At 48.7% G+C, this 22,110-nt stretch carries 22 protein-coding genes; 8 read left to right on the top strand and 14 right to left on the bottom strand.

Annotation, left to right across the window (positions count from 1 at the left end; translation table 11 throughout):
- Positions 1 to 3: 3 nt before the first annotated feature.
- The 6 genes from pknB to A1sIIB106_RS02655 all read right to left on the bottom strand — a co-directional run bounded on the left by pknB (position 4) and on the right by A1sIIB106_RS02655 (position 6,629).
- The gene (gene pknB / locus A1sIIB106_RS02630) at positions 4 to 1,992 is read right to left on the bottom strand and encodes a Stk1 family PASTA domain-containing Ser/Thr kinase (RefSeq protein WP_223299421.1); all 1,989 of its coding nucleotides are present in this window, start codon (positions 1,990 to 1,992) and stop codon (positions 4 to 6) included.
- A complete protein-coding gene (locus A1sIIB106_RS02635) occupies positions 1,961 to 2,497 on the bottom strand; it encodes a uridine kinase family protein (RefSeq protein ID WP_095670963.1) in 537 nt (178 codons plus the stop codon). Before A1sIIB106_RS02635 ends, pknB begins: the two co-directional genes overlap by 32 nt.
- Positions 2,463 to 3,053, bottom strand: coding sequence for a nicotinamide riboside transporter PnuC (pnuC, locus tag A1sIIB106_RS02640; protein WP_095670964.1), 591 nt, complete (start codon positions 3,051 to 3,053; stop codon positions 2,463 to 2,465). The genes A1sIIB106_RS02635 and pnuC overlap by 35 nt, the downstream gene beginning before the upstream one ends.
- A 99-nt stretch (positions 3,054 to 3,152) precedes the next feature.
- A complete protein-coding gene (locus tag A1sIIB106_RS02645) occupies positions 3,153 to 4,058 on the bottom strand; it encodes a phytoene/squalene synthase family protein (RefSeq protein WP_095677270.1) in 906 nt (301 codons plus the stop codon).
- Positions 4,059 to 5,543: a phytoene desaturase family protein gene (gene crtI, locus A1sIIB106_RS02650; protein WP_095670966.1), complete on the bottom strand. Its 1,485-nt coding sequence runs from the start codon at positions 5,541 to 5,543 to the stop codon at positions 4,059 to 4,061.
- Positions 5,544 to 6,629 carry a polyprenyl synthetase family protein gene (locus A1sIIB106_RS02655; protein WP_223299510.1) on the bottom strand — a complete coding sequence of 362 codons (1,086 nt, stop codon included), beginning with the start codon at positions 6,627 to 6,629 and terminating at the stop codon, positions 5,544 to 5,546.
- 34 nt (positions 6,630 to 6,663) lie between these two features.
- Between A1sIIB106_RS02655 and metF the strand changes: the two genes are divergently transcribed.
- Together metF and A1sIIB106_RS02665 are read left to right on the top strand one after the other, a co-directional pair.
- Positions 6,664 to 7,533 carry a methylenetetrahydrofolate reductase [NAD(P)H] gene (gene metF / locus A1sIIB106_RS02660; protein WP_095677272.1) on the top strand — a complete coding sequence of 290 codons (870 nt, stop codon included), beginning with the start codon at positions 6,664 to 6,666 and terminating at the stop codon, positions 7,531 to 7,533.
- The gene (locus tag A1sIIB106_RS02665; protein WP_095677273.1) at positions 7,530 to 8,162 is read left to right on the top strand and encodes a CDP-alcohol phosphatidyltransferase family protein; all 633 of its coding nucleotides are present in this window, start codon (positions 7,530 to 7,532) and stop codon (positions 8,160 to 8,162) included. Before metF ends, A1sIIB106_RS02665 begins: the two co-directional genes overlap by 4 nt.
- Here the strand turns inward: A1sIIB106_RS02665 and A1sIIB106_RS02670 are convergent.
- The 5 genes from A1sIIB106_RS02670 to A1sIIB106_RS02690 are packed head-to-tail and all read right to left on the bottom strand — an operon-like array spanning position 8,112 to position 13,030.
- Positions 8,112 to 9,629, bottom strand: coding sequence for a phytoene desaturase family protein (locus A1sIIB106_RS02670; protein ID WP_223299511.1), 1,518 nt, complete (start codon positions 9,627 to 9,629; stop codon positions 8,112 to 8,114). The two genes, A1sIIB106_RS02665 and A1sIIB106_RS02670, sit on opposite strands and share 51 nt — an antisense overlap.
- Positions 9,626 to 10,696 (bottom strand): glycosyltransferase family 2 protein, encoded by a 1,071-nt coding sequence (locus A1sIIB106_RS02675; protein WP_223299512.1) that lies wholly within the window; start codon positions 10,694 to 10,696, stop codon positions 9,626 to 9,628. Before A1sIIB106_RS02675 ends, A1sIIB106_RS02670 begins: the two co-directional genes overlap by 4 nt.
- A 25-nt stretch (positions 10,697 to 10,721) precedes the next feature.
- The gene (locus A1sIIB106_RS02680) at positions 10,722 to 11,525 is read right to left on the bottom strand and encodes a carotenoid biosynthesis protein (RefSeq protein ID WP_095677274.1); all 804 of its coding nucleotides are present in this window, start codon (positions 11,523 to 11,525) and stop codon (positions 10,722 to 10,724) included.
- Positions 11,526 to 11,564: 39 nt separating this feature from the next.
- Complete coding sequence (locus tag A1sIIB106_RS02685) at positions 11,565 to 12,242, bottom strand: spheroidene monooxygenase (protein WP_095670971.1); 678 nt, start codon at positions 12,240 to 12,242, stop codon at positions 11,565 to 11,567.
- Complete coding sequence (locus A1sIIB106_RS02690) at positions 12,239 to 13,030, bottom strand: alpha/beta fold hydrolase (protein ID WP_223299425.1); 792 nt, start codon at positions 13,028 to 13,030, stop codon at positions 12,239 to 12,241. The genes A1sIIB106_RS02685 and A1sIIB106_RS02690 overlap by 4 nt, the downstream gene beginning before the upstream one ends.
- Before the next feature lie 60 nt (positions 13,031 to 13,090).
- On the opposite strand from A1sIIB106_RS02690, the gene A1sIIB106_RS02695 reads away from it, so the two are divergent.
- Together A1sIIB106_RS02695 and A1sIIB106_RS02700 are read left to right on the top strand one after the other, a co-directional pair.
- Complete coding sequence (locus tag A1sIIB106_RS02695) at positions 13,091 to 13,780, top strand: aquaporin (protein WP_095670973.1); 690 nt, start codon at positions 13,091 to 13,093, stop codon at positions 13,778 to 13,780.
- On the top strand, positions 13,781 to 14,179 hold the full coding sequence (locus tag A1sIIB106_RS02700; RefSeq protein ID WP_095670974.1) for an arsenate reductase ArsC: 399 nt from the start codon (positions 13,781 to 13,783) through the stop codon (positions 14,177 to 14,179).
- Here A1sIIB106_RS02700 and A1sIIB106_RS02705 read toward each other — a convergent pair.
- Positions 14,176 to 14,664, bottom strand: coding sequence for a YbaK/EbsC family protein (locus tag A1sIIB106_RS02705; protein ID WP_095670975.1), 489 nt, complete (start codon positions 14,662 to 14,664; stop codon positions 14,176 to 14,178). The genes A1sIIB106_RS02700 and A1sIIB106_RS02705 overlap by 4 nt on opposite strands.
- Before the next feature lie 22 nt (positions 14,665 to 14,686).
- Here A1sIIB106_RS02705 and A1sIIB106_RS02710 point away from each other — a divergent pair, with 22 nt between their 5' ends.
- Positions 14,687 to 15,898: an MFS transporter gene (locus A1sIIB106_RS02710; RefSeq protein WP_190277204.1), complete on the top strand. Its 1,212-nt coding sequence runs from the start codon at positions 14,687 to 14,689 to the stop codon at positions 15,896 to 15,898.
- Here A1sIIB106_RS02710 and A1sIIB106_RS02715 read toward each other — a convergent pair.
- Complete coding sequence (locus tag A1sIIB106_RS02715; RefSeq protein ID WP_095677276.1) at positions 15,895 to 16,632, bottom strand: sulfite exporter TauE/SafE family protein; 738 nt, start codon at positions 16,630 to 16,632, stop codon at positions 15,895 to 15,897. The genes A1sIIB106_RS02710 and A1sIIB106_RS02715 overlap by 4 nt on opposite strands.
- An 80-nt stretch (positions 16,633 to 16,712) precedes the next feature.
- Positions 16,713 to 17,141 (bottom strand): DoxX family protein, encoded by a 429-nt coding sequence (locus tag A1sIIB106_RS02720; protein WP_095677277.1) that lies wholly within the window; start codon positions 17,139 to 17,141, stop codon positions 16,713 to 16,715.
- Between the two features lie 180 nt (positions 17,142 to 17,321).
- Between A1sIIB106_RS02720 and A1sIIB106_RS02725 the strand changes: the two genes are divergently transcribed.
- The 3 genes from A1sIIB106_RS02725 to dinB are packed head-to-tail and all read left to right on the top strand — an operon-like array spanning position 17,322 to position 22,082.
- Positions 17,322 to 17,603, top strand: a complete 282-nt coding sequence (locus A1sIIB106_RS02725) for a DUF6504 family protein (RefSeq protein WP_095670979.1) — start codon at positions 17,322 to 17,324, stop codon at positions 17,601 to 17,603.
- Between the two features lie 7 nt (positions 17,604 to 17,610).
- Positions 17,611 to 20,889 carry a DNA polymerase III subunit alpha gene (locus tag A1sIIB106_RS02730; protein ID WP_095677278.1) on the top strand — a complete coding sequence of 1,093 codons (3,279 nt, stop codon included), beginning with the start codon at positions 17,611 to 17,613 and terminating at the stop codon, positions 20,887 to 20,889.
- Positions 20,886 to 22,082, top strand: coding sequence for a DNA polymerase IV (gene dinB / locus A1sIIB106_RS02735; protein WP_095677279.1), 1,197 nt, complete (start codon positions 20,886 to 20,888; stop codon positions 22,080 to 22,082). The genes A1sIIB106_RS02730 and dinB overlap by 4 nt, the downstream gene beginning before the upstream one ends.
- Positions 22,083 to 22,110: the final 28 nt, after the last annotated feature.

Here is a 22,110-nt window from a genome sequence, read left to right on the forward strand (position 1 = left end):
TGCCTACCCTACTGTGATCGTAACCGTGCTGCCACGTTTAACCTTCGTGCCGACCTTCGGAGCGATATTTGTGACCGACTTGACCTTCTTGGCACCGATCTTCTTTACAACAACTTTAAGTTCGAGATCTGTAAGCGCTGCGCGCGCCTTTGCTTCAGTAAGTGAGAAGACATTAGGGATAAATACAAATTGTGATCCCTTAGAAATCGTCAAGGCGATTTTCTCGCCCTTAGGTAGCGGTGCTCCGCCTGATGGAACCTGGCTAATAACGGCACCTGCTAAAACGCTTTCGCTAAATTGATCAATTGTTTCGACATCAAATCCAGCTTCAGTTAATTCATTTAGCGCTTGGTCGGCGGACTTTCCAACATAGGAAACGACATCTAGAGTTTCTACGCCCTTACTTACCAAGATATCTACCGTTGCATCGCGCTTTACTTTCTCACCTTGCGCAGGGCTTGATGAGATAACAAATCCCTTAGGCGTTCTATCGTTAAAGACTTCCTTTAACTCGCCAACTTTTATTGGAGATTTAGCTAGAAGATTGACCGCTGCCTCTGGCGTAAGCCCAACTAGCATCGGAATTACATAACGCTCTGGGCCTTTGGAGATGATCGCCTTTACTTGTCCGCCAGCATCAACTTTGCCTCCACCTGCAGGATCAGATTCGATAATCTGGCCATCGCCGACTTCTTCATCAAAGCGTTTTTCAGAGATCACCAGCGTTAATCCGAGAGGAGATAGCGCGCTTAACGCTTGGTTCTCTGTCGCACCGACAATTGATGGCACAACAACACGTGAACCTGGACCGACGAGCGCATACCAACCGAAGATTCCTAGTGAAATTGCCAGACCGGCTGCGATAAAGCGATTACGACGAACTCGCTTACTTATCTTCTTACGCTTTTTAATCTGCGCCGTTGTTTCGCGCTTTGTCGGCTCTCCCTTTTCAGGTAATTCATTTGAGTCTTCACGATTTTTCTTTAGCGACACAGTCTTTTCCTTTTCGGCGCGCGCACGTTCACGGCGACTTGGTTTCTTCGATGCCGGGCGCATCGGAGCAATAGGGATATCTAGCTCCAAACTCATCTGTTTTTGATTTGGGTCAAGCGATTGTGCGATAGCGCTGAGCGCGGCATGGAATTCGCCGGCATCTTTGGGGCGGCCATCAGGATCTGAATTTGTAGCGCGCTGAATCAGTTGATCGAGTTCGGCAGGAATACCGGTTTTCTTTGTACTCATTAGCGGCACGCGTTCGTTAACGTGCATATATGCGATCTGTATTGGCTCATCACCTGCGAATGGTTTTTCGCCAGTAAAGATCTCAAATGCGGTAATTCCAGCGGAGTAAACATCGCTACGTGCATCTGCAATTCCGCGTTGAACTTGCTCGGGGGATAGGTATGAAACGCTGCCGAGTATGACGCTGGATTCGGCGGTCATCGTTGTGCCAAGCAGCGGCCCCTTCGCTAAACCAAAGTCAGCGATCTTGATACGTCCTTCTTTAGAGATCAAAATATTTTCAGGCTTTATATCGCGATGGACAATGCCAACTTTATGCGCTGCAGCAAGTGCGCTCAAGACAGGTAACAGAAATTGAATTCCGTTAGCTACCGAGAGTGAACCTTGCTCATTTAAATATTCGCGAAGGGTGTGGCCCTCGACCATCTCCATTACTAGAAAGACTGCAGGCGTACCGTTCTGATTCCACCCTTGATCTTGTACCGAAACAATGTTGGGATGAGATAACGCAGCTGATGCTTTGGCTTCGCGAATAAAGCGTTCTACAAATTGTTCATCCTGAGCAAGATGGGGGTGCATTATCTTTACCGCCACTTTGCGATCTAAGCGGGTATCAACTGCCTCATAAATTGTTGCCATTCCACCTGCCGCCATCTGGCGAAGGAGCTGATAGCGCCCATCAATTAGCTCGCCAGTTAGATCGGACATATCTGCAATTTTAGGTAGTGAGAATGAAATCTGCCTTTTCACGCGTTGAGTGTTGTAAGAAATATTCGGCTTGTGTTCCAAGCCACTTTTGCATCCGCTCATGCATCTGCGCGCCATCGCGATCTATTACACGTTTTAAGCCATCTGTGGGGTCAATCTCCATCCAAATTAGAGCTGCAAATCGATCTTGCAACTCTTTATCTCCGCAACCAACTCCCTCGAGAATTAGGAGATCGCTAACCGGCAGTTCTTCACTTTCACCGAAGGAAGAACTCTCCCAGTTATACCTTTGAATTTTGGCGGGAGATTTTGCTTCATGTTGGCTAACTAGGTATTGCAGAATCGTGGAAAGGTCTTTCGATAGAGCGTTATCCCAGCCGTCGTACAAGTCATCCATATGAATAACTTGTAAAGACATCTTGTTACTTAGGGCTAAGAAAATTTCATGAGCCAAGGTTGTTTTCCCCGCCCCAGCTGGCCCATCAATTGCAATGACGGGCCGCGACTTCTCCTTACAGAGATCGGCTAGCGCTGCGATGAGCTCCATACCATTTGCTCCATCCCATAGCCGCTAGCACTGTGAAAGTAATATAAAGCACTGAAGTAAAGAGTAAATCCTGTGATGCATAAAGTGCTACATATCCAGCATCTACGACCAACCAGATAATCCAACTTTCAAACTTTTCATAAACCATCAAAATCTGTGCTGAAAGTGAACCGAAGAATAGAATCGCATCAGCAAAGGTTGATGCCGCACCCCAGTATTTAAGTAGCGGTGCTAGAGCCAGGGTTGCCAAAATTATTGCAATTACAACATATGCGCGATGGCTGCTCTTCAATCTTCCAGGCTTTGCGCCACTTGGTTCCCATCCAAACCAACCTGCAATTGCAGCGATGATAAATACGATTTGAAGGGCGGCGCTGGCGTAGAGCTCCCATTGGAAGAAGAGAATTCCGTAGAGAACTGAACTTAGCGCCCACCAGGGCCAAGTAATTCGTTTACCGGTTATGCCAAGTGCAACTCCGATGAAAGAGGCCATTACCGCGATTAGTTCGAGATAAGACAGTTCGTATCCCCAAATAGTTAAAAATGTAGATGACATAGTTTTACCCTTTCCGCATCCGCATTACCGGACGGGTCAAGCGGTCGATCTGAATTTCAGATCCTCTCAGCCGTTTCAGCGGCTCCCGCGAGATTTACTTTAGCGCAAACGCGCTGCAACGGCGCTTATATAAGCCGCGAAAGCCACTCGCGCTCTGCGAGCTGTCGAAGTCTTGGCGCGCTTATTAAAGATGTCGTAACCAATTTTTTCTACTTCATCAACGATTCCACAGTACAACTCACTGGCTGCGCGGATACATGGCTGGCTGGTCTTATCTAGTAGCGCAATACCTGGTTCGGCAGCCTTCTGTAGTTGGCGAACGCGAGCGATCTGAAACTTAAGAGCGCTAATTATCTCCGGAGTTAACTTACGCGCTTCCAACATTTGACGAGTTACGCCGTGTTCGGCAAGTTCTTGTAGCGGCAAGTAAACGCGGCCGCGATCTAAATCCTCACCCACATCGCGAATAAAGTTAGCGAGCTGGAAGGCAACGCCCAGATTCTTTGCAGCCTCTAACGAGTTAACAGTATCCCCGCCCAAAATTGGAACCATCTGCAAACCGATTACCGCCGCTGATCCATAGACATATTCATATAGATCTTCAAAAGTTTGATATTCGGTAACGGTTAGATCCATCTCCATGGAATGCAAGAAATCTACGAAATGTTGGTGGGGGATATCAAAGCGTTGCACCGTATCGATTAACGCCCGGCCAACCAGATCCGAACTCTCACCGGTTTTTAAACCGCGCAATACATCAGAACTCCATGCGCGGAGTACTTCTGCTTTCTCTTGAGGAGTTAACGTTGAGGCTAAATCATCGACGATCTCATCGGCATAACGTGCAAAACCATAAAGCGCGTGAACAAATGGTCGCTTGCTCGCTGGTAACAAAAGAGTTGCTAGGTAATAAGTCTTGCCGTGCAGAGAGTTGAGACGTTTGCACTCGGAATAAGACTCCCGTAGTTGCGGGTCGGTAATCCCTGCAGCGCTTAACTCACTCACTTACTTAACCGGACCTACGATTCGCTCTGCCGCTAAGCGACCAGAAATCAAAACCATCGGAACGCCAACGCCTGGTTGTGTGCCAGAGCCAGCAAAGACAACATTTTCAAAACCAGCTGCGATATTGCGTGGTCGGAAAGGTCCGGTTTGGAAGAAGGTATGTGCGCTGGCAAATGGTGCGCCACGTTCCATGCCTTGTGCTTGCCAATCAAGTGGCGTGGTCATTACTTCGGTTTCAATTGAATCGCCAAAGCCGGTGTAACCGCGATCTTCAAGAGTCTTGATCATGTGATCACGATATGGACGCGCTTGAGTCTTCCAATCAATATCGGCATCCAAGTTTGGAGTCGGATAGAGAATGTAATAACTCTCTTTTCCAGCAGGTGCCAACGCGGCATCATCCTTAGTCGGAATAGTCACGAGTACCGAAGGATCTGACATCAAGGTCTTCTTCTTGATTAGCTCATCAAAGACGCCATCCCAAGATTTTCCGAAGTGAATATTGTGGTGAGCCACGTGGTCATACTTCTTAGAAGAACCAACTAGCAAAGTTGCACAAGATGGTGAGTACTTAAGGCGCTTAATATTTAGCGGAGTTTTGCCAAGTAGATCGCGCCAAACAACGGGTAGATCTGGGTTCATGACAACCACATCGCATTCGATGCGTTCGCCCTTATCGGTGATAACCGCTTTGGCGCGCCCGTTCTCTACTTCTAGGCGAGTGACCGTGGTGCTGTATTTGAAAGTTACACCGTGCTTCTCTGCAGCAGCAGCAAGTGCGCGAGGTACAGCATGCATTCCACCCTTAGGGAAGAAGACGCCATTTACTGAATCCATATAAGCAATAACTGCATAGATTGCTAGCGCCTGTTGTGGGCTAACGCCTGCATACATCGCCTGGAATGAGTAAACCTTTTGCAGGCGAGGATCTTTAAGAAATTGATTTACTTTTGGAGAAAGTTTTCTAAATCCACCGAGTGCGATCAAGCGCGCCAAGTTGGGGGTCAACAAATTAAATGGAGAATCGATATTGCGATCGATGAAATCGTTCATCTCGTACTTGTACAACTTGGTTACAAAATCTACGTAACGGCGATAGCCAAGGGCTTCTTCGGCGCTAACTGTGCGACGGATCTCTTCTTCCATCTCAGCGGTATTGGCATGGACATCGATCTGCGAACCATCGTGATAAAACGCGCGATAAAGCGGCTTAAGCGGTGAAAGCTCTAGCCAATCCTTCATATCTTCACCGACGCAGCTAAAGGCATCTTGAATTAGCGAAGGCATAGTTAAAACAGATGGACCGGTATCAAATGAGTAACCATCTTTTTCTAGTAAACCGTTGCGACCACCCGGAACAGATTCGCGTTCAACGACTGTTACTTTGCGGCCTGCGCCCGCTAAGCGAAGTGCAGCGCTTAACCCAGCAAGTCCTGCACCAACAACGACTACGTGATCGGTTGGTCCCTTTACCTTTGCTGGCATCTAATGGCTCCTACGAGTTGCGCTAGTTGCGAGTTCAACGAGTAACTCGCGGGCTGAAGGGACAATTTCATCAGAGTTTGCCGCAGTTAGCGCGTTGGAAAGTAGCCCCTCGATGAGATCTTCGACAACTTTAACTGCGCCGGTTGCGGTAATAAGGGCACGAATTTCTTCGATTTGATCGGCGGTTAGATCTTCGCGGCCTAAGGCGGCAGTGATCTTGGCGGCGCTTGCTTGGTCTGCGCGCTCTAGCGTCATCGCCATCAAAACGGTGCGTTTGCCCTCGCGAATGTCATCGCCGGCTGGTTTCCCGGTAACAGATGGATCGCCAAAGATTCCGAGCATGTCATCGCGCAATTGGAATGCCTCACCAAGTGGCAGACCGTATGCGCTCAGAATATTGGTTAAATCTTTTCGTTTCGCCTCATCGGTTATCGCAAGCGATGCGCCCAGATGCAATGGTCGTTCAATTGTGTATTTGCCTGATTTGTATCGGGCGATACGAAGTGAGCGATCAACGCTAGGGGAGCGTTCACCTGCTTCACGAACATCTAAATACTGACCGGCCATAAGTTCGATGCGCATCTCATCATGCACCTTTAGCGCCGATAAGAGCGCGCTGTTTTCAACGCCAGAGGTATGAAGTAAATGATCTGACCAAACTAAAGCTAAGTCACCAAGAAGTACTGCTGCTGCTTCACCAAATTGATCTGCCAAACCGCTCATCGCTTCTTGTTGATGCAAGTTCTCAAAGTGGCGATGTATCGCAGGTTTTCCGCGGCGAGTATCTGAACGATCCATTAAGTCATCATGGATAAGCGCACAGGCTTGCAATAGTTCGAGGCTGGTGAATGCGCGAATATCTGCAGCGGTTGCAACCTTGCCAGTTGCCGCAAAGCCGGCATATGCAAATAGCGGGCGCAGGCGCTTTCCACCTTCAAGCAAGAAAGATTCGAGGGCATCGCATACTGGGATTAACTCAGAGCCGATGCCACTTAAATATTCGCGCTGCAAGGTCAGATAAGAAGTTAGTTCGCTTTGAACCGTCTCGCGTACCGCTAAAAGCGTGCCACGTGCATCGTTAACCACGGCGCAACGGTACCCTGACCGCGTGGAGATGCGCATGAAGGAGATCGGCGAAGGCGTTACTTACTCCTTCGAGTTCTTTCCTCCGAAAGACCCAGAAGGAGAAGAACGCCTCTGGAGCGCTATGGGCGCGCTCGAACCGATTGCACCTGATTTCATCTCAGTTACTTATGGCGCAGGTGGCACAACCCGCGATCGCACAATTCGGATAACTTCCGAGATAACGCAGCGCACTCATATTCCAACGGTTGCGCACTTAACTTGCGTTGGTTCAACGCGAGATGAGCTAATCGAAATTTTGGCGCGCTATAAGCAAGCTGGAATCCATAACATTCTCGCGCTACGTGGAGATCCAACTGGGGGACCGCGTGCGCCTTGGACGCCAACACCTGGCGGTTTAAATCACGCCGACGAATTGGTAACCCTCGCTGCTGAAGTTGGTGGATTCACAATTGGCGTTGCCGCATTTCCCGATGGACATCCCGCATCAGGGCTAAATTTCGATGAAGATATTGAAGTGCTACTGCGTAAAGAAAAAGCCGGTGCATCTTTTGCAACAACACAGTTCTTCTTCGAAGTAGATAAATGGAGAGCGCTCGTCGATCGCTTATCAGCACGTGGCTCAAAACTGCCGATCATCGCAGGCATATTGCCGGTCACAAATGTTGCTCAGTTAAATCGTATGGCCGAGTTAAGCGGCACACCGATTCCACCGGCTATCGCTGCGCGTTTTGAAGCGCTGAAAGATTCACCCGATGATGTCCGTAAGTTAGGTGTAGAAATTGCTACCGGTCTCTGTGAAGATTTACTGGATGCAGGCGTGCCAGGTCTTCACTTCTACACAATGAATACTTCTTCGGCAACACGCGAAATATTTGAACAGATTAAAGATAAGAAACGCGGATGAACCAGACCGATTTTTTTGCTAGGTGGAGTGCGCTCCACGGTAGCGCTGAGATAAAGGGAATTGTTAAGGCTTGGCTCAAGATCTCATTCGCATCCGCTAAATTCGTTTCAGCACTGCGCTTAACTCCGAACTTACTCACGCTGCTAGGAATCGTTTTTGCGGTTGCGATGGCGGTTAATCCACTTTCGCTCTGGGCGATTCCGCTGCTTGTACTTTCGCTCTATGCCGATGGAATCGATGGCAGCGTTGCCATTTATCAGAACCGCGAGAGTCATTTCGGTGCGGTTCTGGATTCAGTTGCCGATCGCATCAGCGAAGCGCTCTGGTTCTACGTCGCTTACCGCATAGGTGCGCCAGTATGGATTGTTCTTCTAACTTATGTAACTGCATCAACGCAAGAATATGCGCGCGCACGATTAGGCGGTTTAGGTATCAGCGAAGTTGGTGTTGTAACGCCAGCAGAACGACCAGTACGCGCCAGTTTTATCTTTATCGCTCTAGTTGCCTATGCGCTCGGCCTTAATTTAGTAACTTTAGTTATGGCAGTTCTCGCCGCACTTCAACTATTTAGCTTCTACCTAGTGGGTCGTTGGGCCTACAACTGCTTGCGCAACAATTTCAGCGCTTAGCCCAACTAACGGTAAGCCTCCACCTGGATGAGCCGATCCACCAACGCAGTACAAACCCTTTAGTGGAGAACGATTCTTGGCGCGCAAAAATGCCGAACGCGCTCCGTTGCTGGAAGTGCCATAGATCGATCCACCTGGCGCCATCACTGTGCGCTCGAGATCTGCAGGTGTGCGAATTTCCAAAACTTCTAAGCGGTCTCTAACTGATATTCCGCGCGCTTCAATGGCATCAATAATCTTCATCGCATAGCGGTGGTTGGCATCTTTATCGTTCCAGTTAAAGCCATCGCTATCGCCATGGCGCGGTGCATTAACCAGCACAAACCAAGCTTCGTGCCCGGGGTATTTAACCATCGCATCGTCATTTGGCGCGCAGATATAAATCGTTGGATCTTCAACTGGCACTTTACGGCTGAAGATATCTTCAAACTCTTCATCATAATCTTTCGGAAACAAGACATTGTGATGCGATAAACCTGTTGGCTGATCAGTCGGACGAAGCCCAAGTAGAAGTGAGAATCCAGCAAGTGAAGGCTCAGCTTTGGCCAAGTTCTTACGGGTGCGCTTTAACTTAGAGACTTTGCCTGAAATCAATTTGCCATATACCAACGATGCATCAGCGTTAGCCACGATTACTTCGTAGTCAATTGATCGCCCATTGCCAAGTGAAAGGCCAGTTACAGATTTACCATTGTGGTTAATCGCAGTAATGGGAGAGTTGAATTCAAATTTAACTCCGCGATCTAGGCAACGCTGATAAACGGCATCGGCTAGCTTTCCAACCCCGCCTTTGATGTGCCAAGCCCCGAAGGCTTCTTCAACGAAGGCAATCGATGCCAGCACCGCAGGTGCAACGCGTGGATCAGATCCGCTATATGTTGCATAGCGATCCAAGATATTTCTTAGGTGAATATCTTTAATCTTTAGCCCGCGCAGAGTTTTCCAGGGCGCAATAATTCTTAAATCACGAAGCAGCGTTGGACGCTTTAAAAGAGATGCAATAGAACGTAGTTCAGATTCGATAAACGGTTCACGCGAGACATCCCACATCGCCTCAGCGGTGCGCATTACCCGATCCCACTCTTGGCCAGCTTCTGCGCCGAGCGATTCAGTGATTGCAGCCAGAGTCTCTTTGCGAGATAAGTTGGCAAACTTAACCGACTTACCATCGGCAAAACGGTAATCAAATGATGGATTAACAGGAACTAACTCCAGAACTCGACCCATGACATCGCCGGTGCGCTGAAAGAAATCGCGATAGACCGCAGGAAGAGTTAAAAGTGAAGGGCCGGTATCAAATGCATAATTTCCGATCCATTCAGTGCGGCACTTGCCACCGTGGCGATCAGATGCTTCATAGACAGTTACTTGGTGGCCAGCCTTTGCTAAACGCGCTGCAGTTGTCATTCCGCCCATGCCGGCACCGATTACAGCAACGGCAGGTTTTGTTGCACTTGCTTTGCTCACAGGGTGCGACCTTTCCACGTTACTGCGCCACGGGCGCGCCAACTGTAGACAATTAAATAGATCAAGATTGCACAAGAGAGCGGATGCAGAATCGAATCCAGTATCCGGCCGCGCGAACGCGCTGCGCTAAGTGCGCGAGTTATAACTACAAATTGATAGGCGAAGAAGCCCAGGGGATGGCCACCAAACCAAGCAATTACTGGAGCAATGCCAGTGATAAACAGAAATGCGATCGCAGCTGCGCTACCGCTCTGACTGCCGAATGCTTTCCAGAGAGATTTTCCATACCCAGCTTTGATTTCAGAGAAGTTTTTATACATGCGGGTCTGCGCCAGCGATGAACCATCTGCGACTCCACCAAATGCGCCTGATTTAATCAGCGCGCGAGCAAGTTCCATGTCGTCGAGAACTTCTGCAGCGATCGCAGTAAATCCATCGATTTGATCTAAGGCGCTTTTGCGCACCAGAAAGAATTGACCGTTGGCAACTGCTAAAGAAGTGCGCGTAGATTTCTCGGCAACGCGCAAAGGCACTGTGCTCATCCATGACCATTGCAGTAAAGGCTGAATCAATCGTTCTGAAAAAGTCTTAGCGATCTGACGTGGATACGGCGAGATAAATGAGCGATCGCCCAGCATTGCAATGGCTTGTGCAATAGCGGTTGACGTTAAACGAACATCTGCATCAAGAGTTACAACGATTTCACCCTTAGCCTGCAAATATCCCTGCTGCAACGCCCATGGTTTACCTAGCCAGCCATCTAGAAGTTCAGGGGCGTTGATAACTTTAATTTGAGCGCCACCATCTTTGGCTTCCTGCAACTTGTCTGCTGTGTCATCGGTGGATGAGTCGTTGATGAAGATGATCTCTGACTTATTCAAGAACTGTTGTGCCTGCAGGCTAAGTACTAGATCTGCGATGTTTTCCGCTTCATTCCGCACCGGAATCAAAATAGTTACAGATTCACTGCGTTCTGCAGCGGGTGCGGGGCGGCGGATCGTAAAGAAGTTTGCGACGGCTAGCCAAAGCAGGGCAACGGATGCAAAGAAAATTAAGTTAGTTAGCACGATTTATTCGATACAAGTTAAACTGTTAAGGGCGCCCGAGCCAGCGTGAGAAGAGATACGGCGCAAGGAAGGCGCCATAAACCGTTCCGAATAAGAATGCGATACCTGGGCGATCAAAGAAGAATAGATTTGAAACGATTCCACCAAACCATGTCCAGATTAAGAAGAAATCAACTGCCGTGTAACTCGCGCTCTGCTTGCGGCGATCGCGCGGTAGAACTAAGTGCAAAACTGCAATCAAAGCCATGCCAGATAACAACCATCCAAATGCATTAGAGAGTGGAATTTCAGGAGTGAAAGGAACATGTGAGCCAGTTACCTCCCAAGTCCAGCGACCACCGCTAACCATCTGCGGATCAAGGAATAAGTCATAGGCCATCATTCCGAAGCCACCGTAGAGAAACACCCAGTTCTTAGTCACTCGGCGCGCAACACATAAGACTGGATGCGCAATCATCGCCCAAGCAAATGGCACAACAAGTGGAACGCTAATTAATTGCGGACCAAGTGATGGATCATATGAATAGACGCCAAATGGCCAACCAGTAGAGACGCCAACTAATTCAATAAAGAAACCGAAAGTTAGCGCGATAGCTAAATATGTAAATGCATATCGTGCACCGTATGACAACAGCGCATGTAGCGCCATGGCGCCGGCGCCCCAATAAACAGTTGCAATAGTTACAACGCGAAGTGCTTCTCCATCAAGAAGTGGATAGGAAACTTGTAAAAGTAGGGCGATGCCGAGCACCAGATAGAGAAAGAGGCGGGAGCGATCTGAGATACCGCGGCGGTGACGCCTGCGGGGGTTGTAATGACGGATCGACATGGGCTAAGTCTGCCCTAGTAATCGCTCCCAGAAATACCTCTATTTATTAAGCGAACCGCGGATATCGCGCACAGAAAAGCGTGCAAAGAGTTCTTCGGCATACCAAGCATGGCGTTCAGTGGCTGCAATCGCTTCTTGGTGGGCGGCGCCCTTGTAAGCAAAGTTTCTTAAATCTGCGCCAGAGCGCCAATGTGAAAAAGTTCCTTGCAGACCTATCGGAGCTTCACCAATTCCGATGGTCTGCAATAAACCAGGAGATGAATGCAGACTCGAAGTTACTGGTGGAACGGCTTTCCAGAAACGCACATTTTGGGCCCATTTGATTCGAGCGCGTGTAATCGCAACAACTTCACCATCACCAGCGCTCTTTACGTAGTCAAAGGGATTTACCTTGGCCCATAAACCATGAGATGAAATTGGATCAACGAGATATCGAACCTCATCACTGCTATTTGCGCGCCAGCGCTTGACTAACTTTGAATTATCTAGCGCCACCAATTGAGATTCTTCAATAACAACTAGCGCGCCCCAGCGAGTTATATCGGCATCGCGGGGTGTAAATGATTCACCTTTTCCCGCACCAAGCATCTTGGCAAAACGCACGCCCTTCATTCTGCGAAGGCCGCCACGATCTAGCGCCATCCGCAGAAGTGCGAAACCTAATTTGCTCTGCTTTACCTTCCAGAAGTAAATAACTGTGACAAGTTCATTGTTCATCTATTAATACCTGCTACAGCAAATATCTCTGCGGCAACCTCCTGCGGGTGGTCCCACATCGGAGCATGGCCACATTCGGCAAATGTTTTCCATTGCGCGTGCGCTGGAGCCATCAATCGTTCTTGGCAGGTTGTCGCCGGCAGAGTTTTATCTGAATCTCCAAAGATAATCGTCACTGGAATCGAGGAATCTACCTTCGAATCAAAACGCTTGTTTAGCATTCCATCCCAAGCCGGAAAATAACCCGGGGAATTAGCCATCGCCAGAGTCGCATCTAAACAAAGCTCTGTAGAAAATTCGCGCCAACGCGGACTAACGGATTCAAAACCTAATTTCCGTGACCACTCGTACTTCAAAAATGTTGGCGCAAGCGGCGCAGAATTCTTCGCCAAATAACGAAGCGTTGAAGTGCCAGGATATCTCTGCACAAATGTTGCTAACCAGAATCCAGCAGGGGCGAGGGCAACAACGCTCTTAACCGTTTGCGGATGTGCGGCGGCCATTTCAAGTGCAATCCAGCCACCCCAAGAATTTCCAACAAGATCAAACTCGTTAACTTGAAATTCTCGCCCGACTTCCTTGACAACTAAATTTGCCAATGCATGCGGATCCATGGACAGAGTTTTATCCATCGGCGTCTTACCGTGACCAGGAAGATCGACGGTGATCACGTTATAGCGAGGTTGCAGCAATGGGATCAAAGGCTTCCAGGCTGTTGCTGCCGAGCCCATCCCATGAACAAGCACAATATGAGGCGCTGATTCGGCCTCAGATGGGAGGAGTTGCATAGAAAGGTTCATCTTAAATTCAGATATTACTCCGTGGCGCTGGTTATTACCTGTTCATCTATGGCCGATGATAGACATGTGAATTTGAGAAAAACCATCGCCGAGGCAGTTGGTACTGCGACTCTTTTGTTAGTCGTTATCGGCTCCGGCGTAATGGCGACCAATCTTTCAAAAGATGTTGGTGTGCAGCTAACAATTAACTCAGCGGCAACCGGATTGATTCTCTACATCTTAATAACCTTGCTTGGCCCAATTAGTGGCGCCCATTTCAACCCAGTTGTGACTGCAATCCAGTTGTTCAAGAAGAACATCACGGCATCTCTTGCCACCGCCTACCTGGCGGCTCAGTTGGTCGGTGCGGTAATTGGCGTTGCACTTGCTAACTTCATCTTCAACTTACCAATTATCGAAATTTCGCAGAAGGATCGAACCGGCGCTGAACTCTTCGTGAGCGAGATTCTGGCAACGGCTGGCCTAGTCTTCATTATCTTTACTGCGATCGTGCAAAAGAGCGAAGCGAAGATTCCAGTACTTGTAGGCGCTTACATATCAGCAGCTTATTTCTTCACTTCATCAACTAGTTTTGCAAACCCTGCAGTAACGGTAGCCAGAACACTGTCAGATACCTTCGCTGGTATCGCCCCAGGATCTGTACTTCCTTTTATTGCCGCACAAATTATCGGAGCTGCGCTTGGTCTGGTACTCAGTACATTTATAAATTCCCCAAATAAAACAGGAAACGAGAAGTAGATGAGCAAACCAACAGTTTTATTCGTATGCGTACACAACGCAGGTAGATCACAAATGGCTGCGGGCTTCATGCGTGAACTCGGGCAGGGACGCGTAGAAGTGCTCTCTGCCGGTTCTGCCCCTAAAGATTCGATTAACCCAGTTGCCGTTGCAGCGATGGCCGAAGTCGGAATTGATATCGCAAATAACACACCAAAGGTTTTAACCCCAGAGGCTGTACAAGAATCAGATGCGGTTATCACCATGGGGTGCGGCGATGTATGTCCGTTCTATCCTGGAAAGCGCTATGAGGATTGGGTACTTGAAGATCCTGCGGGACAGGGAATTGAGCCAGTTCGCGTGATTCGCGATGAGATCAAAGTTCGTGTAGAAAAATTGCTTGCGGAGTTACTTAACTAATCTCCAACAATCATTGGGGTGGCGCCTGTGCAAGTAATTAACTCGGCATAACTAGTTGGGTAGACAGCATGCGGATGTCCAGATGCTGCCCAAACGACCTCGTAGTCATTTAGCGCTTGATCAATCAGGATCTTCTCAGGTTGGCTAATCCAACCAAGTGGTGCAACTCCACCTACTGAATAACCAGAAACTTCTTTTACATAATTGGCATCGGCGCGGCCAAGTTCGGTGATACCTAAATTCTTCGCAACTAAATCAGTATCAACGCGGTGGCGACCACTGGTGATGATCAATAGGGGATTGCCTGAAGGAAGTTTGAAGATAAGAGAAGAGGCGATTTGCCCAACTTCAATTCCTAAACCATTGGCGGCATCGACTGCAGTTCGGGCGGTCTCAGCAAGAACAGTTACTTGTCCTTTAACGCCAAGGTCGGTGGCTGCTTGAATAAAGCGTTTTACCGCTGCCTTTTCGAGGATGCCTTCCATAGTTGCAGGATACCCTTGGCAAATGTCTATCGGAGCACTTGATCAAAACCACCGTGCGAAATTAGCGAGAAATTCTCTGCGGGTCTGCTTCCTCTTGCTCGGAATAGTTTCTATGGGTTGGGTTCCGCGCATTCCCGAGATTAAAGATCTAATCGGGCTTTCAAATGGAGCTTTTGGCTTTGTTCTTTTGGGAAGCACCTTTGGTTCGATTACTGGTGCGCAGCTTGCCGGAAGGTTGATGCATACCTTCGGATCGCAGAAAGTGATTTTCGTTGGAGTATTCATCATGCCTGCTGGGTTAGCGGGTATGGGCCTAGCAACTAATGCAGTGGCGCTTTTTTTAAGTTTGTACACCATGGGGTTTGGGTATGCCTTGATTGATATGTGTTACAACTTTCAGGCAACAGTTGTTGAAAATATTTTGGAACGACGATACATGTCCTCATTTCACGCAATGTGGAGCATGGGCGCGTTTGTGACAACTGTTCTTGGTGGCGCAATTACTCGCCATGTTTCACCGCGCACAAATTTGGTTGCCATTGCGATCGTCTCTCTGATCGCCTATCTCATCGCTGCTTACTATTTGCTTCCTTCATCGATTGATGGGCATAAGGGCGATGAAGAACATCAAGCAAAGATTCCGCTTTTCGGTAAATCTGTTATGCCGCTCTGGTTCTTGGGCGTCGGACTTCTCGCCAGCTTGGTCGGTGAAGGCGCGGCAAGTGACTGGGGCGCAATTTTATTGCGCGATGAAATGGGCTATGGCAAAGGTGTTTATGCATCAGCATTCGCATCCTTTGCTCTCGCCATGATTGTCAGCCGCTTCTTAGGCGATCGCGCACTCGATTATTTCGGTCCAGCGCGTTTAGTAAAACTTGGTGGATATTTCGGCGGAAGTATTTGGGGGATTGCGATGCTAATTGCGATTCCAATGTCGGATTCTTATCCAATTCCTGCGCTGATAATTGTGAATATCGGCTTCATCGCAGCAGGCCTTGGCATTGGTCCAATGTTTCCTGCATTTATCTTGGCGGCAAGTAAGACTCCAGGGATTGCGCCAGCTGTTGCAATATCGCGCGTTGGTGTAATTGGTATCGCAGGCTTCTTCTTCGGTCCAACGGTTACAGGTTTGATCGCCGAATATACAAATCTTTCAATTGGTATGGCTTATCCGGTTTTGATGTTGATTCTGGCGGGCTTCTTATCGAAGTCGATTAAGACAGGTAAGGCTTAAATCCAAGTTTGCAATAAAGTAAAGATTGCCAATACAACGAGTACGCCGGCAAAGAACTTCTTTGCTAATACATTGCTATGAGTTTGGTGATGAGAAGACCATAAGGCGATAACCATCGCACTAGCTGCCATCACGAGTGGAATCTTCCAATCAACTTCATCCCAGTGTGATTGATGGCCAATAAATGCAGTTATCGAGTTAAGAGCAATAACAGCTAGTGAAGTTCCAGTTGCAACCCGTGCCGGCGTTCCAAAGGCATGCATCAACACGGGAATGACTATGAAGCCACCACCGATTCCGAAAAGTCCGGTTATCGCGCCAATGCCCAAAGAGAGCAACACCAGGAAGCCAATCGACATCCTGCGTTCTTCTTGTTCTTCAGATTTTTTAAGCATTGAAAGCGCTGCAATAAACAATGTAATGCTAAATCCAGTTGTGATTACTTGATCGCTTAACTTGTGAGCCAAGATCGAAGCCGCGAGGTTGGTAACTAACCCAAGTGCCCAAATGACTACTGCTTCACGGTAGAGAATCTGCTTGGCGCGAATTTTTGGAATAGAGCCTGCTACAGCGGCAGCAAGAACTATTGCTAGCGCACCTGTGGTTGCAGGAATTGCGGTAAACCCAAATACATATAAAAGAATCGGAACCGAGAGCATTGCTCCACCGGCGCCTACAACGCCTAAAACTGCGCCTATAGCTCCACCAGAAATCAGCGCCAGCAAGATATCCATTTCTTAATAATCTCACCCAAAAGCAAAACGGCCCCCATCTCTGGGAGCCGTTTTGGATAAAGCTTTGTAACTTATTGAATTTACTTGTTGAAGAAAGAGATGTTTCCGATGTGTGGACCGAAAGCATCTGCTGAAATTGCACCGCTGTAGATAAGTGCGAAGATGATTAGTGATGCGCCAGCTAAAGCGAGATCCTTGTTGAAAGCGATCATTTCGTTCTGCTTTGCAGTTGCATCAGTCTCTTTCCAGTAGTTGTGGAAGATGACTGCGGCAAGCACCAAAGTGATTGCAAGCATTAGAGCGCCAAGGTCTACCCAGAAGCCGAGAGCGATGTAGATTCCACCGAGAAGGAAGAAAAGGCCACTTGCGATTACGCCGAGCTTTGCAGCAGGCAACTTCTTGTACTTGGCATAGCCAGTCATCATTTCAAGCTTGGCAAAGTGAGCGATTCCTGAGGTGATAAAGATGAAGGCGAAAAGAATTCGACCAATTACGAGTACTGCGTCCATGGTTCTCCTTATTTAGAAACTGATTAATAGCGGTTCTGACTCTGGTAATTGTAGGGGAGATAGTTGAACTTTCAACTATTTTAAGCGTGGCGACACACCTTTCTTGCCAATGTCAGGGCCTTGGGCTAGTTTTCGAACACATGTTCGAATTGTCCACAGGAGAGGTTTAGGCGTCCCAAAATGTCAGTCCCAGAGATATCACCAGCCCACGAAGTAGTTTCCGATGGAGCAGCTACCCCCATCGAATTCACCTTTCGCGGCAAACGTTTTCGCATCCATGCAGTTCTATCGCGTTGGTGTGAAGCAGGTGGTTGGTGGAACCGGGTTAGCGATGGCATCTATCGCCCCGATGATGGCGCTCGCGCTTTATGGACAGTTGAAGCCGCTCCTATCGGTGCACTTAACACCTTTCAATTAGAACGCGACGAGATAACAGGTTCGTGGATCGTTAAACAAGTATGAGTTCAGCATGAGTTTTATCCATCTACGTACATCAAGTGCCTTCTCGCTTAAATACGGGACAACGCAGCCGCAAGATCTAGTGCAACGCGCTGCCGAATTTGAATCACCGGCGCTCGCTCTCACCGATCGCGATGGTTTATCTGGCTCTATTCGTTTTGCCCGCGCCTGCCTGCAGTACGGAATCGCACCGATTATCGGAGTAAACCTAGCTATCGATTTATTAAACGACCCTAATAGTAAAAATCCAAGCGCAAAAGATCTGCCACGCGTAACAGTTCTGGCACATGGCGATGGGGGATGGCGGGCACTTGTTCGTTTTATGACTGGGTTATCCATGAACGCCGTTGATCGCAAGCCGGTTATTACTCTCGAACTACTGCAAAGTTTTAGCGAATACTCAACACAGTTACATTTGCTGCACGGCCCTGAATCACCTTTAAGCCAAGCGCTAGTCTTGCACCGCAGCGATATCGCCTACGAGTTATTTAATAAGACTCGCCCCTTCTTTGGCGATCAAGCAATTGACTGTGTTTCACATCTTGTTGCTGGCAAAGGCCCGTTTTCAACAACACATGCCGCGCGCTCTTTAATCTTTGCCCGCGATCACGATATCGATGCAGTTATCACCAATGCAGTGCGGATGCGCGATGCCGCAGATGGACCAGTTGCTGACATCCTCGATTGTGCGCGCCAATTAGTTCCGCTGCATCAACGCCACCTCGAAAGACGTAACGCCGAAGGTTATTTAAAATCTAACGAACAAATGGTTTCACTCGCCGCCGAAATTGCGCGCGCTGCAGGAGAACGAACACCGCGCGCGCTTTTAAATACAACGCGACAATGGGCCGAACGCGCGTTGTTATCGCCACAACGCGATCTTGGTTTAGGGGCGATCCATCTACCTGAACCCCATGTAGTCGGGGCAGATTCAGCAAATCAAATGCGCACTTTGCTGCGCAGCCGTTGCGAATCCGGAATCAATTGGCGCTACAACGATTCAACGCTTATTGCTAAAGCGCGCACTCGTTTAGATGATGAACTAGCAACAGTTGCAACTCTTGGTTACGAGTCATATTTCTTAACCGTTGCCGACATCACTGATATGGCTCGCCAAAATAATATCCGCGTTGCCGCTCGCGGCAGCGGCGCGGGTTCTCTGATCTGTCACTTACTTGGCATCTCTGGCGTAGACCCGATGCGCCATGGCCTTTTGATGGAACGCTTCTGCTCACCGCTGCGTCGCGCTCTTCCCGATATAGATATCGATGTTGAATCCGCACGACGTTTAGAAATTTACGACATGGTCTTTAAACGCTATGGCGACACTGATTGGCGCGCACCAGGTGCGCTATCGCGCTGTGCAACCGTTGCGATGGTCGACACCTACCGCGCCCGAAATGCGATCCGCGATACCGGCGCCGCACTTGGTATCTCACCGATGGAGATCGATCTCATTGCAAAATCTATGCCGCATATCCGCGCTCGAAATATCGAGGCAACTCTTAAATCACTTCCCGAGCTTCGCTCACTTAATTTATCGGCGCCCCTTACCGCGATGGCGATCTCACTTGCCCAGCGCCTTGATGGCTTGCCGCGCCATTTAGCGATGCACCCATGCGCCGTTGTTCTATCTGATGCGGGTCTGCTCGATCGCGCGCCAGTTCAATTTAACGCGGGTGGTTACCCGATGGTCGAATTTGATAAAGATGACGTTGAAGAAATCGGTTTGCTAAAACTCGACATCCTGGGTGTTCGGATGCAATCAACTATTGCCCATGCTGTTGCAGAAATAAAACGAGTTGATGAAGCCGAAATTGATATTGATGTCGTGCCGCTAGATGACACAGAAACTTACGAGTTAATCCAATCAACGCGCACCTTAGGTATCTTCCAAGTTGAAAGCCCAGGGCAGCGCGAACTAGTAGGAAAGTTAACTCCGAAAACTTTTAACGATCTCGTTATCGATATCTCACTCTTTCGCCCTGGCCCAGTAAAGAGCGACATGATCCGCCCCTTCTTAAGTGCGCGCCATGGCTTTACTTCGGCGCAGATAATCCACCCTGATCTATATGAGATCTTGGCTGAAACTGAAGGAGTGGTTGTATTTCACGAACAAGTGATCTCAATTATCGCCACTATGACCGGCATATCTATGGCTGCCGCGGATGAAAAACGGCGCGCTTTAGGTAGTAAAGAAGGCCAACAAGAAGTCTGCGATTGGTTCTTTCCTGCCGCAACCGCGCGCGGTTACGAGTTAACAACTATTACCGAGATCTGGGATGTCTTGCGCGCCTTTGCATCCTTTGGTTTCTGTAAAGCACACGCTGCAGCTTTCGCACTTCCCACTTATCAATCTGCATATTTAAAGACCCACTACCCAGCAGCATTTATCGCCGGTGTTCTCACTCACGATCCGGGCATGTACCCAAAGCGTTTGATGGTTGATGAAGCGCGTCAGTTAGGCGTTGGGCTGGCACCGCTTGATATCAATTTTTCCAATGAGAGTTATACGGTTGAGAAAAGTAACGATGGCGCTTACAGCGTACGCATCGCACTTTCTACAGTTGGTGGCATTAGCGCGGGGGAGATCACTTCGATAATCGCAGGGCGCCCCTATATCGATTTAGCAGATTTCTATCGCAGATCAGGTGCCTCACATCCAATTATCGAAACCTTAATCATGACTGGCGCTTTCGATCGAGTGCACTCGCTTAGCGATGGCGCCCTAAATCATCGCGATCTACTTCTGCATTTATCTGATCTAACTCGTTCACCTGCCTCAAATATCTCTGGTTCGCAGATGGTCTTTGGCTTTGCCCCACCTGCACTTGCCACCAGTGGATTACCTGCGATGGGCGCTTCCGAAAAAGTGCGTAACGAAGTCGAGCGCTTAGGGATGGATATCACCCACCATATGCTCGAGTTCTATGCGCCATTTCTAAATGCGATCGGCGCAGTTAAATCATCGGATCTACTAACACTTCGATCACAGAGCGATATCTTGGTTGCAGGAGTAAAGGTGGCGATGCAGACCCCACCAGTGCGCTCTGGGCGGCGCGTTATCTTCTTAACTCTCGATGATGGTTATGGTTGCACCGATTCAACATTCTTCTCTGATGCGCAAGAGGGTTTTGCTTCCACTCTCTACTCAACATCCTTATTGTTAGTCCGTGGCAAAACTAGACGCACCGGTGAACGTGGTATCTCGATCAACGCTAGTGGCGCTTGGGACCTACGCCAGGCTTATGAAAAGTGGTCGCGCAAATTAATCGAGAGAGCGATATGAGCCAAGAAAAGCCACAAGAGGCCACGATCTTGCATGTGGATATGGATGCCTTCTACGCATCTGTAGCCGAACTCGATCACCCAGAACTTCGCGGCAAGGCAGTTGTTGTTGGTGCGGGTGCACGTGGCGTTGTCCTATCTGCAAACTATGCAGCACGTAAATTCGGAATTCGCGCGGCAATGCCAGTGGGCCGGGCGCAACGTATGGCGCCTAATGCAATCTTTATCGCACCAGATCACCATCGATACTCTGAAATTTCTGAACGCGTAATGAAGATCTTCGAATCATTTACCCCGCTAGTTGAACCTATCTCACTCGATGAAGCTTTCTTAGATGTCACAGGTGCGCGCAAATTACTGGGCACAGGTCGCGAAATCGCAACAGAGATTCGCGCCAGAGTCGAGCGAGAAGAAGGCATCACCTGTTCAGTCGGTATTGCGCCTTCAAAATTTATTGCAAAGTTAGCCTCACAACATTGCAAACCAAATGGCATGCTCGAAATTACAACTGATCGCATCTTAACTTTTCTACATCCACTGCCAGTTGGCGCAATCTGGGGAGTCGGGCCAAAGACTGCTGAACAGCTGGAAAGACTTGGACTTCATACAGTTGCAGATATCGCAAACACGCCTCGCAGCACTTTGATTCGCGCACTTGGTGATGCAGCAGGTGCTTCACTTTATGAACTTGCGTGGGGCCGCGACTATCGAGATGTCACGCCTGAAGAACCAGATAAATCCATTTCGGCGGCCGAAACTTTTTCGACAGACCTAGATAATCCAATTGAGATCTTGCAAGAGTTTCTCCGAATGACCGAGAAGGCAACTGCGCGACTTCGCGAAAAAGGTTTATTTGCAAAGACAATTTCCATCAAGGTGCGCTTTGCAGATTTCTCAACGATCAATCGCTCAAAGACTCTGCCACTTGCAATCGATAGCACTCACGAGGTTTACGAAGTTGTTAAAGCCCTTTACTTGGCGTTAAAGATCGATCGGGCCCGACTTCGTTTAGTTGGAGTTTCACTTGAGAATTTGCAGGAAGATTCACCAGAACAATTGGTCTTAGGTGCGCGCGAGAAGGGTTGGCGCGATGCTGAAGGGGCCATTGATCGTGCAAAGGCGCGCTTTGGGAGGGGCAGTGTGCGGCCGGGGCGCCTAATTAAGGCTGAATCCGATGATGATGAGACCGACTAGCAAGACCTTTGAACTTGTTCTATTGTGG

This window comes from Candidatus Planktophila lacus, from assembly GCF_002288325.1.
GTDB classification, from domain to species: domain Bacteria; phylum Actinomycetota; class Actinomycetes; order Nanopelagicales; family Nanopelagicaceae; genus Planktophila; species Planktophila lacus.

Coding starts and splice junctions, on each gene's coding strand:
- A1sIIB106_RS02635 (WP_095670963.1), bottom strand. CDS start 2,497: ATGGAGCTCATCGCAGCGCTAGCCGATCTCTGTAAGGAGAAGTCGCGG.
- pnuC (WP_095670964.1), bottom strand. CDS start 3,053: ATGTCATCTACATTTTTAACTATTTGGGGATACGAACTGTCTTATCTC.
- crtI (WP_095670966.1), bottom strand. CDS start 5,543: ATGCCAGCAAAGGTAAAGGGACCAACCGATCACGTAGTCGTTGTTGGT.
- metF (WP_095677272.1), top strand. CDS start 6,664: ATGAAGGAGATCGGCGAAGGCGTTACTTACTCCTTCGAGTTCTTTCCT.
- A1sIIB106_RS02665 (WP_095677273.1), top strand. CDS start 7,530: ATGAACCAGACCGATTTTTTTGCTAGGTGGAGTGCGCTCCACGGTAGC.
- A1sIIB106_RS02680 (WP_095677274.1), bottom strand. CDS start 11,525: ATGTCGATCCGTCATTACAACCCCCGCAGGCGTCACCGCCGCGGTATC.
- A1sIIB106_RS02685 (WP_095670971.1), bottom strand. CDS start 12,242: ATGAACAATGAACTTGTCACAGTTATTTACTTCTGGAAGGTAAAGCAG.
- A1sIIB106_RS02690 (WP_223299425.1), bottom strand. CDS start 13,030: ATGCAACTCCTCCCATCTGAGGCCGAATCAGCGCCTCATATTGTGCTT.
- A1sIIB106_RS02695 (WP_095670973.1), top strand. CDS start 13,091: ATGGCCGATGATAGACATGTGAATTTGAGAAAAACCATCGCCGAGGCA.
- A1sIIB106_RS02700 (WP_095670974.1), top strand. CDS start 13,781: ATGAGCAAACCAACAGTTTTATTCGTATGCGTACACAACGCAGGTAGA.
- A1sIIB106_RS02705 (WP_095670975.1), bottom strand. CDS start 14,664: ATGGAAGGCATCCTCGAAAAGGCAGCGGTAAAACGCTTTATTCAAGCA.
- A1sIIB106_RS02710 (WP_190277204.1), top strand. CDS start 14,687: ATGTCTATCGGAGCACTTGATCAAAACCACCGTGCGAAATTAGCGAGA.
- A1sIIB106_RS02715 (WP_095677276.1), bottom strand. CDS start 16,632: ATGGATATCTTGCTGGCGCTGATTTCTGGTGGAGCTATAGGCGCAGTT.
- A1sIIB106_RS02720 (WP_095677277.1), bottom strand. CDS start 17,141: ATGGACGCAGTACTCGTAATTGGTCGAATTCTTTTCGCCTTCATCTTT.
- A1sIIB106_RS02725 (WP_095670979.1), top strand. CDS start 17,322: ATGTCAGTCCCAGAGATATCACCAGCCCACGAAGTAGTTTCCGATGGA.
- A1sIIB106_RS02730 (WP_095677278.1), top strand. CDS start 17,611: ATGAGTTTTATCCATCTACGTACATCAAGTGCCTTCTCGCTTAAATAC.
- dinB (WP_095677279.1), top strand. CDS start 20,886: ATGAGCCAAGAAAAGCCACAAGAGGCCACGATCTTGCATGTGGATATG.